Annotated in this window: 12 protein-coding genes; 6 read left to right on the top strand and 6 right to left on the bottom strand. The window is 67.2% G+C overall.

The genetic code is table 11. The features are described from left to right. Positions 1-46: 46 nt before the first annotated feature. From EJ105_RS14390 to EJ105_RS14375, 4 genes are all read right to left on the bottom strand, one after another. Positions 47-1,015, bottom strand: a complete 969-nt coding sequence (locus EJ105_RS14390; RefSeq protein WP_250166920.1) for a VOC family protein — start codon at positions 1,013-1,015, stop codon at positions 47-49. A 50-nt stretch (positions 1,016-1,065) separates the two neighbouring features. Then, positions 1,066-2,370, bottom strand: a complete 1,305-nt coding sequence (locus tag EJ105_RS14385; protein ID WP_250166864.1) for an MFS transporter — start codon at positions 2,368-2,370, stop codon at positions 1,066-1,068. A 448-nt stretch (positions 2,371-2,818) separates the two neighbouring features. After that, on the bottom strand, positions 2,819-4,426 hold the full coding sequence (locus tag EJ105_RS14380) for an FAD-dependent oxidoreductase (protein ID WP_250166863.1): 1,608 nt from the start codon (positions 4,424-4,426) through the stop codon (positions 2,819-2,821). Positions 4,427-4,437: 11 nt separating this feature from the next. Next, a complete protein-coding gene (locus EJ105_RS14375; RefSeq protein WP_250166862.1) occupies positions 4,438-5,976 on the bottom strand; it encodes an acyl-CoA carboxylase subunit beta in 1,539 nt (512 codons plus the stop codon). 173 nt (positions 5,977-6,149) lie between these two features. Between EJ105_RS14375 and EJ105_RS14370 the strand changes: the two genes are divergently transcribed. Continuing rightward, positions 6,150-6,371, top strand: a complete 222-nt coding sequence (locus EJ105_RS14370; protein WP_250166861.1) for an acyl-CoA carboxylase biotin carboxyl carrier protein subunit — start codon at positions 6,150-6,152, stop codon at positions 6,369-6,371. Positions 6,372-6,377: 6 nt separating this feature from the next. Here EJ105_RS14370 and EJ105_RS14365 read toward each other — a convergent pair whose 3' ends face one another. Next, the gene (locus EJ105_RS14365) at positions 6,378-6,881 is read right to left on the bottom strand and encodes a flavin reductase (RefSeq protein ID WP_250166860.1); all 504 of its coding nucleotides are present in this window, start codon (positions 6,879-6,881) and stop codon (positions 6,378-6,380) included. A gap of 165 nt (positions 6,882-7,046) precedes the next feature. Between EJ105_RS14365 and EJ105_RS14360 the strand changes: the two genes are divergently transcribed. Genes EJ105_RS14360 through EJ105_RS14350 form a run of 3 tightly spaced genes read left to right on the top strand, consistent with a single transcriptional unit; the run spans position 7,047 to position 10,294 of the window. Beyond that, positions 7,047-8,201, top strand: a complete 1,155-nt coding sequence (locus EJ105_RS14360) for an acyl-CoA dehydrogenase family protein (RefSeq protein WP_250166859.1) — start codon at positions 7,047-7,049, stop codon at positions 8,199-8,201. An 11-nt stretch (positions 8,202-8,212) separates the two neighbouring features. Continuing rightward, positions 8,213-8,668 (top strand): MaoC family dehydratase N-terminal domain-containing protein, encoded by a 456-nt coding sequence (locus tag EJ105_RS14355; protein ID WP_250166858.1) that lies wholly within the window; start codon positions 8,213-8,215, stop codon positions 8,666-8,668. A 3-nt stretch (positions 8,669-8,671) separates the two neighbouring features. After that, positions 8,672-10,294 carry a rhodanese-like domain-containing protein gene (locus EJ105_RS14350; RefSeq protein WP_250166857.1) on the top strand — a complete coding sequence of 541 codons (1,623 nt, stop codon included), beginning with the start codon at positions 8,672-8,674 and terminating at the stop codon, positions 10,292-10,294. Positions 10,295-10,344: 50 nt separating this feature from the next. Here the strand turns inward: EJ105_RS14350 and EJ105_RS14345 are convergent, their stop codons facing one another. Then, the gene (locus EJ105_RS14345) at positions 10,345-11,748 is read right to left on the bottom strand and encodes an aminotransferase-like domain-containing protein (RefSeq protein WP_250166856.1); all 1,404 of its coding nucleotides are present in this window, start codon (positions 11,746-11,748) and stop codon (positions 10,345-10,347) included. 260 nt (positions 11,749-12,008) lie between these two features. Between EJ105_RS14345 and EJ105_RS14340 the strand changes: the two genes are divergently transcribed. Both EJ105_RS14340 and fabG read left to right on the top strand, forming a co-directional pair. Continuing rightward, positions 12,009-13,655 carry a class I adenylate-forming enzyme family protein gene (locus EJ105_RS14340; protein WP_250166855.1) on the top strand — a complete coding sequence of 549 codons (1,647 nt, stop codon included), beginning with the start codon at positions 12,009-12,011 and terminating at the stop codon, positions 13,653-13,655. Positions 13,656-13,835: 180 nt separating this feature from the next. Further along, positions 13,836-14,615, top strand: a complete 780-nt coding sequence (gene fabG, locus EJ105_RS14335; protein WP_029557503.1) for a 3-oxoacyl-ACP reductase FabG — start codon at positions 13,836-13,838, stop codon at positions 14,613-14,615. Positions 14,616-14,637 lie beyond the last annotated feature (22 nt).

The following is a 14,637-nucleotide window of genomic DNA, read 5'->3' as shown; positions in this document are numbered from 1 at the left end:
GGGCGGCAGCGCGGTCCCGCGGGGGCTTGGAACGGGAGGGCGGCGGTCAGCCCGCCAGCCGGCTGTAGAGCCAGGGGCAATCCACCACGTCCGGCGACCTGAGGCCTTTCGCGGCTGCCGCGAGGCGCATGTTGCGCAGGCGGGCGCGCGGCTCCTCGGGCAGATAGAGGCGCTCGTGCCCCCAGAAGCTCGGCCCGGCGAAGGTCTCGTGCGGCTCCCATGTGGCCGGATCGATCACCCGCCCGCCCCAGCCGTTCTCCACGAAGAAGCCGGAGGGCGAGTGGGCGTAGAAGGAGGTCATGAAATCGTTGGTGTGGCGCCCCAGCGTGTAGGCGAGGCGCCCCTCGTCCAGTTCGGCGAGGTCGTAGCCCTGGCCCACGTCGTCGAGATTGTTGAACTCGATCATGAAGTGGTGAAAGCCGGTCTGCCCCGAGCCCACCATGGCGAGGCTGTGGTGGCGCCCGTTCACGTGGAAGAAATAGAGCGGATAGGGGGTGAGCCCGTAGTCGCTGATGTGGAAGTCCAGCAGGTCTCGATAGAAGGGCAGGAGCGCGTCGATCCGCACCGCGTGCAGCACGGCGTGGCCCATACCGAACGGGCCGGTGCGAAAACCCGAGATGGGGCGGCCGGGCACGAACGGGTCGCTCGCCCGCATGGGGTTGAAGAACAGCTCGACACTGTTGCCGTCGGGATCGGCGAAGGTGATGAGGTCCTCGACGAAGCGCCGGTCGGCGAGCGACCGCGTGCCCCGCGCCACCGCGACGCCGGCGGCCTCGAGGCGCGCTGCGAAAAGGTCGAGGTCCGCCTTCTCCTCCACCTCCCAGCCGATGGCGGCGATCACCGCGCCCGGCTCGTTCACCACGAACAGGCGCTGGCGCTGGTCGTCCATGCGGAAGGTCGTCTGGGCGCGCGTCGCATCCATCGCCTGCATGGCAAGGAGGCCCGAGGCGAAGGTGTTCCAGTCGTCCATCCTGTCCGAGCGGATGCCGAGATAACCGAGCGCGATGACGCCCATGACGGTGGTCCTCCGGGTGGGGTGGGTCGTGGTGGCGGCGGGGGCCGGCCTCAGGCCGGCGGCAGCGCCGAGGCCGAACGGGCGGGAATGAGAAAGCTGCACCAGAAGGTCAGCGCCGCGGACGCCGCGATGTAGAGCGCGGGGGCCGCATTCATCCCGGTCTGTGCGATAAGCGCGGTGGCGGCCAGCGGCGCGAAGCCGGACAGCAGCGTGACGCTCACATTGTAGGACAAGGCGATGCCGGTGAAGCGCACCTGCGTCGGGAACAAGCCGGCGAGGATGCTGGGCCAGATGCCGCTCGCCAGCGAGAACACCAGCGACAGCAGGCTCAGCACCAGGACGATGCTGGCGCCGTGGTTCGCCATCAGCGCGAACAGCGGGACCACCACGACCACCATGCCCAGCGATCCGGCCCGCAGGATGAGGCGTCCGGGCACGAAGTCCCCGGCCCAGCCGGCGAGGATGAGGCCGATGGAGCTGACCACCAGCGCCACCGTCATGGCCAGCGCCACGTCGGGGGCGGGATAATGCAGCGTCTTCACCAGGAATGCGGGCACGAAGCCGTAGAGCATGCCGTTGAACCCGGCGATGATGGCGGCGACGCCAGCCGCCACCAGCACCGAGCGGCCGTGATGGCGCATCAGTTCGCGCAGGGGATGCCGTGTGGCCTTGCCGTGGAGGTTCACGAACTCCGGCGACTCTTCGAGCTTGCGGCGCAGCGCGAAGCTGATGAGACCGATGACACCGCCGAGGAGGAAGGCGATGCGCCAGCCGTAGTCCGCCACATCCTGCGGCGGCAGCGCGTACTGGATGCCGAGATTGACCAGGGTCGCGATGAGCACGCCCACATTGACGCAGAAGATGATGAAGCCGCAGGCAAGGCCCGCGCGGGCGGGGGCCGCCTCCACCGCATAGGTCACCGCGCCCGGCAGTTCGCCGCCGAGGCAGATGCCCTGCACGAGGCGGAAGGCCACCAGCAGCAGCGGCGCCGCAATGCCCCAGGACTGGTAGTTCGGCAGCAGGCCGATGGCGATGGTGGCGAGCGTGGTGAGGCCCAGCGAGCCGATGAAGACCGGCCGGCGGCCATAGCGGTCGCCCAGAATGCCCAGCACTGCCCCACCGAACGGCCGGGCCAGGAAGCCGAGGGCCAGGACCGAGAAGGAGAGGATCAGCGAGACGTAGGGATCATCTGTCGGGAAGAACTGGGCGGAAATATACTGGACGAAGATGCCGTAGATGATGAAATCGTAGAATTCGAGCGACCCGCCGAGGCTCGCGAGAAAGATGATCCGCCACTGTCCCTTGTTGAGACTCGGCGCGGCTTGTCCTGAAAGGGGATAAGTGGCGTGTGTCATGGATCCTCGGGGCCTCTCTGTTTTTTGGCTGTGTTCTTGAAAGCAGATACAGGCGTGCCGGGGCCGCCCGCGACTCGCGCGCAAGCGAACAAAGTCCCTGCGACGCCAAGATGCCAGCGTCTTGATTTACTGATGAAGGCTGATTGTCCTGGGCCGTTCCGAGATGGAAAGCGCAAAGGATTGCTCGGCACGCGGTGGGGCAGGGGCGCCGTCAGTCATGTCATCCTCCCGGATATTATTCTTGCCTGAGGGGTAGGATGAGCGAGGGCCTTCCGACAGCGAATTGTCGCGGCTGTCCACGTGGTGGACATGCTGCATCGCGGTGCCGTCCGTAGCGTATTTTTCTTGCTGCGGCACAAGAGTCGCCGCGCCGGCGGACCGCATGCGAGATGGGGTAACACCGTCGATCGAACGCGGCGGGGCCTTGCTTGATTTCCGCTGGACGAGGTCAGGCGGGAAATCTCGCCTCGGCCGCCTGCCGGCCGGCGGTGCGACCGCCGATGACGCATTCGGCGAGGTTGCCGCCGCTCATATAGATGTGGCCGAACAGGCTGCCGAGCTCGCCTGCCGCATAGAGGCCGGGGATCGGCATGCCGAAGGGGTCCAGCACGCGCTGGTGCACATCGTGGCGCGGACCACCCTGTGTGTTGATGACGACAGGGCGAACCCGCCCGAAATAGAAGGGGGGCTCGCTGATCGGCGCCATGGTCTCCGGCAGCCGGCCGAAGGCCGCGTCGCGGCTCGCCGCGACGGCGGCGTTCCAGGCCTCGACCGTGGCACGCAGCTCAGGCCCGGGCACGTCCATCAGCGCCGCAAGCTCTTCAAGGGTATCGGCGCGGTGGAAGATGCCAGCCTCGATCTCGCGCGCATTGTCTGCGCTCCAACCGAGGTTCGGCTGCGGGTCGTTGTGAACCGAGCGCCCCAGCGGATACATGCGCCGGCCGGCATCGTCGAACACGAGGAACGCCGGATCGCGCGGGAACCCCTGGCGCTTCGGGTCGAAGGCATCGAACGGGCGCACGCCGGTATCGCCGGGATAGGGCGGATACTCGTCCATGAAACGCCGGCCGGCCTGATCGACGAGGATCCAGGCGAGGCGTGGCAGGACCTTCTCGGAGGCTCTTCCCGGCGCGGGATCGGTGCCGAGGGTCGCGGCGCCCAGTGTCTGCGTCCCGCTGGGGGCCGGCGTCCACATGGGCACCGCCTTGAGATAGAGGCCGAACGGGTAGTCCGGGTCGGGATGCACGAGGCCGTAAGGGCCGTGATAGTGCCACATGTGCCAGAGGTCGGCGCCCACAGCCTGGGCCATGCGGATGCCGTCACCGGTGTTGCCGCGGAAGGATCCCGTCAGCACGGCCCCCTTCTGGAAGTACTGACGCTGCATCTCCGCATCGGCCTCGAACCCACCGCAGGCGAGGACCACACCGCCATGCGCCCGGATTGCCAGCGGACGGCCGTCGTGCTCGGCCAGAAGGCCAATCACCGCACCGTCGGCGTCCGTCAGGAGCCGACGCGCCGGGGTCGACATAAGAACTTTGACCGCGCGTGCCGCGACATTGTCGGCAAGTACCTTGAAGAGGCGCGTGCCGTTCTTCACCGGCCCCGCCTGGGGAAAGCAGGTGCCGTCCTCCAGTGCCGGCACCGATTCGACTTCGCAATAGCCGAGCGCCTCGTATCCCGGCAGGGGATAGTTGCCGAGCGCCGACGTAACGCGAACCTTGGCGTCGCTGAGACGGGCGAGGCCGCGCATATAGCCTTCCACTTCCACCATGCCGTCGGCCAGCGCCTCCAGCAGGATCTGCGGCGTCCGCTCGCCGCAGGTGGCTTCGAGATAGGAGAGCGCCGCCGCGCGATCGCCGCTCACGCGGATCCCGCCGGCTGACACCACGGACAGCCCGCCGGGGAAGTCCATCTTCTCGATCAGCAGCGTGCGGGCCCCGCAATCAGACGCCTCGATGGCGGCGACGGCGCCGGCCGCGCCAAAGCCCACGACCAGCACATCGGTTTCAATGTCCCAGGACTCAGGCAGCGGCTGCCTCGGGGTTTGCGGCCTCATCGCGTGCGCTTTCATGGATCGATGCGGTGCTTGAATGAGGGCTCGCGCCCCGGGCGGGTGCGGGCGAGCACGTCAAGGATCACGGCGCGGGTCTCGGTCGGCGCGATGACGTCGTCGATCAGGGCCATCTCGGCGGCGAGATAGGCGGAGGCCTGCGCCTCCGCGCTCGCCAGCAACTCGCGGCGCCGGGCGGCCGGATCTGCTGCCTTGGCGATCTCCTTGCCGTAGGTGAGTTCGACCCCGGCTGCGGGGCCCATCACGTCGAACTGCGCGGTCGGCCAGGCGACGATGGCGTCCGGCGCCATCACGCGCCCACCCATGGCGAGATAGGCGAGGCCCACCGCCTTGCGCAGGACGATGGTCGCCTTCGGCACGCTCGCGCCGATGACGCTGTTCAGGAAGCGCGAGGCGAGCGAGACCATCCGCTGGTTCTCGATCTCCGGACCCACCATGAAGCCGGGGCAATCCACAAGGAACACCAGGGGGATATGAAAGGCGTTGCAGGTATCGACGAACTTTCGCGCCTTCTGGATGCCCTTCTCGTCGATCGCCCCGGCCATCTTCATGGGGTTATTCGCGAGAATGCCCACCGACTGGCCATCCATGCGGGCAAAGGCGGTGATGAGGCTCGGCCCGTAGGTCTGCCGGTAATGGAACAGCTCGCCGCCGTCGACGATCAGCCGGATCAGCTCCTCCATGTCGTAGGCGCGGCGATGGTTGTCGGAGACGATCTGCGTGAGCCGCAGCGCGCCCTCCGGGGTGTCGCAGGCGGCCGGGCGCGGCGCCACGGTCGGCGGAAGTTCATCGCAATTTGAGGGTAGGAAGGAGAGAAACGCGCGGATCGCCGCAAGCGCCTCCACATCACTCCGGGTCAGCATATCCGCCTGGCCGGTGATTGCGGCGCTCTTCTCGGCCCCGCCGATGTCCTCGGCGGAGACCACCTTGCCGATACCCACCTTCACAACGGGCGGCCCGGACATGCCCATATATCCGGAGCCGGCGACGATGGTGACAAAGTCGGATTGAAGCGCGGTGAAGGAGGGGCCGCCGAAGCATGCGCCCATGACCGCCGCCACCTGCGGAACCCGGCCGGAGAGCATGAAATGCTCCTTGAAGCGGGCCCCGAGACCGGCCGCGATGGCGCCGTTATTCTCCTGAAATCGGCCGGCACCCGCTTCCATCAGCGCGATGAAGGGACGGCGATGGCGCAAGGCAAGGTCGCGCACACGCTGGCTCTTCGCTTCAGCCACGCGGCCGCGCGTTCCGGCGATCACCGAGGCATCCTCGGAGGCCACATAGACCTCCCGCCCGTCGATGGTGCCCCATCCTGCGACGAGGCCGTCGGCCGGCGTGCGTGCCTTGAGCGCGCCGTGCTGGCTGCGGGCGAGAAGCCCGATTTCCCGGAATGAGCCGGGATCGAGCAGCCGCTCGATCCGCTCCCGTGCGTCGAGTTTGCCCGCGGCCTTGAGCTTGGCAAGCGCGGCCGCGCCCCCCATGGCGCGAGCGGATGTGCGACGCGATTCGAGTTCCTTCAGCGTGTCCTCGTCCATAGGGCCCGGCTTCGCTCCCGTATCGCTCGGCGGTCCATCACGGCCGCGTCGTCTCTTGTGAGGACGTTGTAGATTGTTTCTTCCCATGTAAATGCATTTGCAGCATATTGTCACCATTGCACGTCGATATTCATCGGGCAGGCACAATCCACACAGGCAGGGGGATAATGTTCATGGCGCAGCATGACGTGGTGTCGAGCGTCACCGGCGTGGTGTTCGAGGTGGCGGTGGCGGAAGGCGGCCTGGTGGCAGCCGGCGACACCCTTCTGGTGGTCGAATCGATGAAGATGGAGATTCCGGTTACCGCCCCCAGCGCCGGCCGGATCGCGCGCATCCTGGTCGCCGCTGGCGACGGCGTGGACGAAGGCCAGCCGGTGGCGATCATTGAGGAGTGACTGCGCTCAGGCCGTCTCGCCATGGGCGATGTGCCTGTAGTCTCCCTCGAAATAGAGCAGGGGATTGGTGCTCTCGCGCTGCCGCATCGCCACCACTTGGCCCACCAGGATGTCATGGGTTCCGGAGCTGAACTGGGACGACACCTCGCAGTCGAAATTGGTCATCGCCTCGTCGAGCGCGGGCGAGCCTGTGGCCAGGGTCGACCAGCGACAGCTGGAGAACCGTTCGGCCGGGTCGCGCGAGAGGAACTGGCGGGCGAAAGGCATCTGGTCCGCAGCGAGCACATTCACGCAGAACACGCCCGCCTCGATGATGAGGCCGTGGGTGCGCGTGCCGCGGTTGACGCACACCAGAATGCTGGGCGGCCCGGCGCTGACCGAACACACCGAGGTGGCGATGAGCCCGGCCGGGCGTCCCTGCTCAAGGGTCGAGACCACGTTCACAGCGGCCGCCAGACGGCGCATGCCGCGCTTGAAGTCATCCTCCGACACGGCGTCAAAGCGCGGCATGGGGCATTTCCTCTGTTTGTGGACGAGATGCGGCGGGTACAATCCCGCAATCCGTACAAAATTGCCTTGATATAGGGTAACGTTCAAGACACAATGTAGCTATAAAAATAGATACATTGTGGTGCCGCTCCCACGGCTGCACCTGCAGGGCAGGAAGACATCCGGATGGATTTTCAACTGACCGATCGTCAGAAGGAGTTGATCGAGGCGGCGAAGGGGGCGTACGAGCGCAAGCTTGCTCCGCTGGTGGCGGATTCCAGTGTCGCCGGCGTGCGCCGCTTGCGCCGCGCCATGGCGGAGCAGGGGCTTCTTGGGCTCAATCTGCCTCCCGAGCATGGTGGCCTCGGTCTTCCGCTTCTCGATACGCTGCTGGTGATCCAGACCCTCCAGGCCTGCGCGCCCATCGTCGGTGGCTTGAGCCACCGCACCTCCACGGGCGCCGTTGGTGCCGTTGTGGAATACGGCACGCCCGAGCAGCGCGCGCGCTTCGTCGAGCCCCTGTGCCGCGGAGAGATCGGCATCTCCATCGGCATTACCGAGCCTGACGCCGGCTCGGCCGCCACCGCATTGAAGACCCGCGCCCGGATCGACGGCGACCACGTGGTGCTCAACGGCTCCAAGCAGTTCGTCAGCTTCGTGAACATCAACGAGTTCACGCTGGTCTATTGCCGGTTTGGCACGTCGGGGAAGGCGTCGGACATCGGTGCCGTCATCGTCCCGCATGATGCGCCGGGCTTCCGCCATTCGAACGGCACGCTCAATATGGCCGACGAGCTTCTGTTCGAGCTTTATTTCGACGATTGCCGGGTGCCGAAGGAGAATATTCTCCTTGATGGAGGGGCATTCGGAAAGCTCATCAGCGTCTACAATGCCGAGCGCCTCGGAAGCATGGCGCGAATGTTGGGTTCCGCGCGCGCGGCCTATGAATTCGCGCTCGCTTATTCCAAGGAGAGGCGGCAGTTCGGTCGCGAGATCTGCGATTTTCAAGGCATCCAGTGGATGCTGGCCGACATGCGCGTGAAGCTCGATGCGGCCCACCTGCTCGTCATGCGCGCGGCATCGACGGCCCAGGTCACGGGCCTGCCCGCGCCGCTTGAGACCTCCATTGCCAAGGTGTTCACCGCCAAAGCGGCGAAGGAAATCTGTGACGACGCCATCCAGGTGCTCGGCGCCAACGGCTACACCAAGGAATATCCCCTCGTTCACCGCTATGCCGAGGTGCGTGGCGGCTCGATCTATGGCGGCACCATGCAGATCCACAAGAACATGATCGCGGCTGCCATCCTCGAGCGTGAGAACAGCCAGTGGAAGAAGGCCTGAGGGAGGCCGCCGTGACCGTCGAGATCGACCGCTCGCTGATCGGCAGACGCAGCGCCCCCTACATCGTCGAGGTGGAGAAGGGGGCCGTGCGGCGCTTCGCCGACGCCATCGGCGACCCCAATCCCGTGTACCGCGATATGGAGGCGGCGCGGGCGCAGGGCTATGCCGGCATCATTGCGCCGCCCACCTTCCCGGTTTCCTTTCACTGCCCCGAAGAGCCCGAGTGGACCCGCAACCTCGACCGGCGGCGCGTGCTCGCCGGCGAGCAGGGCTTTCACTATGCGAGGCCGATCGTGGTGGGAGACATCCTCACCTGCTGCATCACCTTTGTCGGGGTGGAGGAGAAGCAGGCGCGCTCCGGCGCCATGGAGCTTTTGGTTCAGGAGATCGAGGGCCGAGATGCGGCCGGCGCGCCGGTCTACCGCCACCGGCGGGTCATGGTCTATCGCGCCGCCCCGGCGATCTGAGCGATGGATGCCATCGCCGCCACCCCCCTGATGACGGCGGACGCCTTTGCTGCGGCGCTTGCCGACCCACGGCACGCCTGGCCGAGCCGGAAATGGGCGCTGCTCGATGTCCGCGAGCACGGCGCTTACGAGCGAGGCCATATCCCCGGCGCCACATCGCTGCCGCGTCGCCGGCTCGAGTATCGCGTGGAGGAACTGGTGCCCGCTCGCGCCACCCCGGTGGTGCTGTACGACGACGGCGGGGACGATCGTCGCGCCGTGCTCGCGGCGGACGATCTTCGCGGGTACGGCTATAGTCGTGTGAGCGTGCTCGCCCACGGCCTCGCCGGCTGGCGCGTGCGTGGTGGCCGGCCGGCGACGGGCGTGAACGTGCCGTGCAAGACCTTTGGCGAGCGGGTTCTCGCCGAGGACCGGGTGAGCCATATCGATGCGGCGGGGCTCGACGCCCTCCGTGCCGACGGTGTGCGCGTTGCAATCCGGGATGTCCGCACCGCGGAGGAGTTCGCTGACGCGCACATTCCGACGGCCCGATCTGCGCCCGGCTTCGAGCTGGCGCTTCGCCTCATGGATCTGGAGGCGGAGTGCGACACGGTTGTGGTGAATTGCGCCGGCCGCACGCGCTCCATCATCGGTGCCGCCACTCTGGCGCTGCTCGGCGTGCGATCGGTCTTTGCGCTTGAGAATGGCACCATGGGCTGGCAGCTGGATGGCCGCGCGCTGGAGCGCGGGGAGGCGGGCTCTCCGCCTCCTTCGTCCGGCAGCCGGGCGCACGCCGTGGCCTGCGCCGAAGGCTTGGCGCGAACGCACGGGGTCGGTTTCCTTTCTCCCCAAGGTCTCTCAGCGCTCCTTGCCCGCCCATCCGCCGATGTGCGCCTCATCGACGTTCGGGCGAAAGATGCCTTCGACGCCGGGCACATCGCTGGCGCCGCGTTCGCTCCGGGCGGACAGGCGGTGCAGCGGGCCGACGACTTCATCGCCGTGCCCGGTGCCGACGTGGTGTTTGTGGACGAAGGAGACGCGCGCGCCTTGCTTGCCGCCTATTGGTATCGGCGCATGGGTTTCCCGCGTGTCCATGTGCTCGCAGGGGGCGTGCCGGCCTGGCGCGACTCGGGCCGCAGGGTCGTGCAGGGCCACGCCCGCGCCACGCCGCTGGGCCTTGCCGCCCCGACTTCCGCTTGCGCCTTCCTGGACGCGGCGAACCTCTCCCGCCGCCTGGACGCGCCGCCTGAGACGCGGCCCCTGGTGGTCGACGTGGGTTCGAGCCGCGATCTTGCGTCGGGCCACATACCGGGTGCGCTCTGGCTGCCGCGCGGCTCGGTGGAGCTTCGGGCGGCGGAGCTCCCACCGGGCCGGACGGTGGTGCTCGCATCGGCGGAGGAGGCTCAATCCATTCTCGCCGCACGCGCGCTGGCACGTCTCGGCCGCGAGGAAATCTATGTCCTTGAAGGCGGCATCGCCGCCTGGCGCGCCGCGGGATTTTCGCTCGCGGAAGGCCTGCCTGATGGAGCGGGCGCCGACGACATCGTGGATCCGCCCTATCGGCGTGGGCTGACCGGAATGCGGTCTTATCTCGAGTGGGAGATCGCGCTGCACGGCCAGTCGCCGACGCCGGAGGGCGGCGCATGAGCCGCCAGCTCCGAGGGCCGGCGTTCCGGCCGGGGGGGCGCGCTCTAGCCCTACACCACGGTCATGCGTGGCTGCGGGCGCTCGCGGGCAAGTCGGGTGAGGATGTCGATGCCCTTGGCGAGAACACTCGCCTTCTGCGCCGGATTGACCGAGATGCGGAACGCGCGGGGCGGCCTCGACCCGCCGATGGTGAAATTGTCCGACGGCACGACCGAGACACCCTCCCGATAGGCTGCCTCGCAGAACTCCGCCGCGTTCCAGTGATCCGGGAGATGCAGCCACTGGAAGAATGCGGCTGGGTGACTGGAGACCTTCCAGCCCGCCAGCAGCTTGAGAGCCGCTTCGTGGCGGGCACGCAGCTCGGCCAGATTGTGGCGGGCGATGGCGTCGGCGGAACCGTCGGCGATCATCGTCCCGGCGATCTCCAGCGGCAGCGGCGCGTTGGCAAGCATCAGCGCATGGAGCGTGTGGACGAGGCGTTCGCAGAGCGTCGGCGGGCTCGCCATGTAGGCGACGCGCAGAGCCGGGGTGACGCTCTTGCCGAACGAGCTGAGATAGATCGTCCGCTCCGGCGCGAAGTGCGCGATGGGCAGAGGGCGCTCCGTCATGCCGCTGATGGCGGCGTCGTCCTCGATGAGGATCAGATCATGGCGGCGCGCAAGGTCGGCGATGCGCTGGCGACGCTTCTCGGACATCATCGCCGCGGTGGGATTGTGAACCGTGGGCTGAAGATAGAGGCAGCGCCCGCCGGTGGTGGCGACCGCCTCCTCCAGGGCCTCGGGAATGATGCCTTCGCCGTCGATGGCCACAGGCGCCAGACGGCGCCCGAGCAGCGCGCCGAGGGAATTGACGCCGGAATAGGTGAGCGCTTCGGACAAGAGGGTTTCGCCGGGGCCGACGGTGCCGCTGATGGCCACCAGCAGCGCCTGTTGGCCGCCTCCGCAGGCGATCACGCGGTCGGGCGTCACCTGGAGGCCGGAGCGGCGAATCCACTGGGCACCGGCGGTGCGGTGGCTCAGCAGGCCTTCGGCGGGCGGATACTTGTGCACCGGCATGAGGGCGGCGCGTGCCGCGGCGAGCGTCATGGCCTTCCCGAGTTCCTCGGAAAGGCCGGCCACGGGCGAACGGTAGCAGGCGAAATCGATGGTGCCGGGCATGCGCTCGGGCAGGTAGTTCGGGATGGTCGCCTCGATCCCACGGCAGACGAAGGTGCCACGCCCGACCTCGCCGGAGACCAGCTGGCGCTTCTTCATGATGTTGTACGCGCGTCCGACCGTCCCGACGGTGACGCCGAGCTGTTCGGCCAGATCGCGCTGCGGGGGCAATTGCGCGCCGAGCGGCAGCTCGCCGCTGTCGATGGCCTCTGCGATGGCGCCCGCGAGCGCGAGATAGCGCGGGCCTTCAAACTTCGAAATGTCGGGTGTCCATACCCCCGCGCCGGCGGCGTCAGTCATGGCGTTCGGGTTCTCCGGCCGAAGATCAATGTCCAGCATAATGTAACTTATCTGACGGCTACATTGATACAGGGATGTTACGGAGGCGGCCGGCCTCGCCGAGGCCGCCGGACAATTCCTCCCGCGCCCCGGCGGACTGAGCCGTCGCATGTCGGACATTCGGGTCGCCAGCCCCACGCCGTGGCGCGTTCTCCGGAAACGATCAACTGGCGCGCCTTCGCCTAAGGCGGGTCGAGCGCCGGGAGGGAAGGGAAACAACAATGAGCAATCCGTTCCGCAATGCGACCTACGCGCAGGCCCTGGCGATGCTTGCCGCGCGTCATGGGGAGCGAGACGCCCTGGTGTTCCGCGATCAGCGCTTCTCCTTCGCCGATCTCCGCCGCGAGGCCGATGCCGCGTCCCGGCGGTTCGCGGCGCTGGGGCTGAAGCCCGGCGACAAGGTCGGAATTCTGATGCCGAACCGGCCTGAATTCATCTGGTCGTGGCTCGGCGCGGCGCAGATGGGACTGGTCTGCGTGATGCTGAACACCCGTCTTCGGCGCGACGAAATTGCCTACCAGCTCGGCCAGTCCGACTGCCGGGCGGTGATCGTGACCGATGCCGGCGAGGGTCCCGATTTCCTCGTCGCGCTCGCGGAGCTGTGCCCCGGCCTCCGCGACGGCGCGCCGGGCGCAATAGCTGGCGAAGCCTTGCCTCTGCTCGATTTTGTGATCATCTGCGAGGACACGAACCGTGGCTATTCCGGGGCTCTCACCTGGGCCGGGCTCGACAGTCCCTCAGATGCGATGCCGGACATGGCGGACGATCCCGCGTCCCCGGCCATTATCTCCTACAGCTCCGGCACCACGGCCCTGCCGAAGGGGGCGATGATTTCCCATTGCCTGTGGCGCAAGGCGTGGGACATCGGCATCCGCGTGGATCTGACCGCGGACGATTGCCTCTATCTCGCCATTCCCATGTTCGGCTCCATGGCCACGATGAACGGCATCGCACCCTATTGGGTGCGTGGGGCCAAGGTCGTGCTGGGCGAGCAGTTCGATGCCGGTGCATGCCTTGCGGCGATCGCGCGCGAGAACGTCACGGGCATGCACGTGCTGCCGCCGATCCTGCGCCAGCTGCTCGCCCACGCGGACTTCCGCAGGACCGACACGTCGTCCCTGCGCCTCGCCTATACGCTGAGCATTGACCCCGAAATCCTCGCCCAGGTGGAGGATGAACTGGGCGTGCCCGGCACCATCACCGGCTACGGCATGACCGAGACCACCACTGTGGTGACCCGCAACCGCTGGGACGACCCGCGCGAGGTGCGCCACGCCACCCAGGGCTGGCCGCTGCCGGACCTCGAAGTGTCGATCATCGACCCCGCGACGCTCGCGCCCATGCCCGCCGGCGAGCCGGGCGAGATCTGGGTGCGCGGCTATTCCATCATGCTTGGCTACTACAAGAAGCCGGAGGAGACGGCCCGCGCCATCAACCCTGACGGCTGGCTGCGCACCGGCGACTGGGGACGGCAGGACGAGACCGGCCGTGTCACGCTGCTCGGCCGCCTTGGCGACACCTATAAGTCGCGCGGCTTCAACGTCTCTCCGGCGGAGGTGGAAGCGGTGCTGGATCGCCACCCGCGCGTGGAGGTGTGCGCCGTCGTCGGTGTGCCCGACGATCGATATGGCGAGGTGGGCATCGCCTTCGTGGTTCCCGCTACGGGGGAGGGGGCGCAGGAGGCGGAATTGCTCGGCTACCTGAAGCCGAAGATCGCCGCCTACAAGATGCCGGCCCGCGTGTTTTTCATCGAAGCGCTGCCGCTGACCTCCGGCACTGGGAAGGTCCAGAAATTCAAGCTTCGCGCCGAGGCGCTGCAACGCCTCGGTCTCGTGCCTCCGGAGTCGGGGCGCCCGGCTTCTCCGTGATCAAGACGGCCCCGCAGCCGCTGAAGCTGCAGATTGTGATCATTTCATCGCATCAATGGCATGTATTATTACCATATAAATGGTGACAATCTGATTTGAACGTGCTCAGAATGGCCTAACAATAGGAGTCCCGCCCGGTATCGGCAGATGCGGCGAGGGACCCGATGGGAGAGAGACGCGATGGGGGAGAAGCGCTTTTCCGGCCGGCGGGTGGTCGTCACTGGCTCTGCCCGAGGTATCGGCCGGGCAACGGCGGAGAGGTTTGCGGAGGACGGCGCCGCAGTGGCGGTGGTCGATCTCGATGCCGCCACCGCCGCGGCTACGGCAGCGGAAATCGCTGCGACCTACGAAACCCAGGCGGTGGGCATCGCCTGCGACGTCTCCGTGCGTGAGAGCGTCGAAGCGATGGCCGAAGAGGTGGCGCAGCGGCTCGGCGGGATCGATGTGCTCGTCAACAATGCCGGCGTCACCAGAGACAACCTCATTCACAAGATGGAAGATGAGGATTGGGATCTCGTGATGGGGGTCCATCTGCGTGGCGCATTCCTGTGTACGCGCGCCGCCCAACGGCACATGGTGCGCCAGAACTACGGCAAGATCTGCAACATCTCTTCCACCTCCGCGCTCGGAAATCGCGGGCAGGTCAACTATTCGACCGCCAAGGCCGGGCTGCAAGGTTTTACCCGCAGCCTCGCGCTCGAATTGGGGCGCTTCAACATCAATGTGAACGCAGTGGCACCCGGCTTCATCGATACCGAGATGACGCAGCTCACGGCTCGCCGGCTTGGCCACGAGCCTGAGGCCTACCGCCAGATGCGTGCGAAGACCATCGCCATTGGCCGGGTTGGCGTACCGCGCGACGTGGCGAACCTCGTCTGCTTCCTGTGCTCCGACGAGGCGGGATTCGTGAATGGGCAGGTCGTCTATGCGAGCGGCGGCCCGGAGACGCGGCGCGGCTGATCGCCGGGCGGTGCCACTCTCT

Origin of the sequence: Xanthobacter aminoxidans, assembly GCF_023571765.1 — a bacterium.
GTDB lineage: Bacteria > Pseudomonadota > Alphaproteobacteria > Rhizobiales > Xanthobacteraceae > Xanthobacter > Xanthobacter aminoxidans.
The sequence above is the reverse complement of the archived record's forward strand: the minus strand, read 5'-3'. Positions and strand labels throughout refer to the sequence as shown.

What these genes read in the sequence shown, in the direction of transcription:
- EJ105_RS14390 (WP_250166920.1), bottom strand. Translation starts at nt 1,015, where the DNA reads ATGGGCGTCATCGCGCTCGGTTATCTCGGCATCCGCTCGGACAGGATG.
- EJ105_RS14385 (WP_250166864.1), bottom strand. Translation starts at nt 2,370, where the DNA reads ATGACACACGCCACTTATCCCCTTTCAGGACAAGCCGCGCCGAGTCTC.
- EJ105_RS14380 (WP_250166863.1), bottom strand. Translation starts at nt 4,426, where the DNA reads ATGAGGCCGCAAACCCCGAGGCAGCCGCTGCCTGAGTCCTGGGACATT.
- EJ105_RS14375 (WP_250166862.1), bottom strand. Translation starts at nt 5,976, where the DNA reads ATGGACGAGGACACGCTGAAGGAACTCGAATCGCGTCGCACATCCGCT.
- EJ105_RS14370 (WP_250166861.1), top strand. Translation starts at nt 6,150, where the DNA reads ATGGCGCAGCATGACGTGGTGTCGAGCGTCACCGGCGTGGTGTTCGAG.
- EJ105_RS14365 (WP_250166860.1), bottom strand. Translation starts at nt 6,881, where the DNA reads ATGCCGCGCTTTGACGCCGTGTCGGAGGATGACTTCAAGCGCGGCATG.
- EJ105_RS14360 (WP_250166859.1), top strand. Translation starts at nt 7,047, where the DNA reads ATGGATTTTCAACTGACCGATCGTCAGAAGGAGTTGATCGAGGCGGCG.
- EJ105_RS14350 (WP_250166857.1), top strand. Translation starts at nt 8,672, where the DNA reads ATGGATGCCATCGCCGCCACCCCCCTGATGACGGCGGACGCCTTTGCT.
- EJ105_RS14345 (WP_250166856.1), bottom strand. Translation starts at nt 11,748, where the DNA reads ATGACTGACGCCGCCGGCGCGGGGGTATGGACACCCGACATTTCGAAG.
- EJ105_RS14340 (WP_250166855.1), top strand. Translation starts at nt 12,009, where the DNA reads ATGAGCAATCCGTTCCGCAATGCGACCTACGCGCAGGCCCTGGCGATG.
- fabG (WP_029557503.1), top strand. Translation starts at nt 13,836, where the DNA reads ATGGGGGAGAAGCGCTTTTCCGGCCGGCGGGTGGTCGTCACTGGCTCT.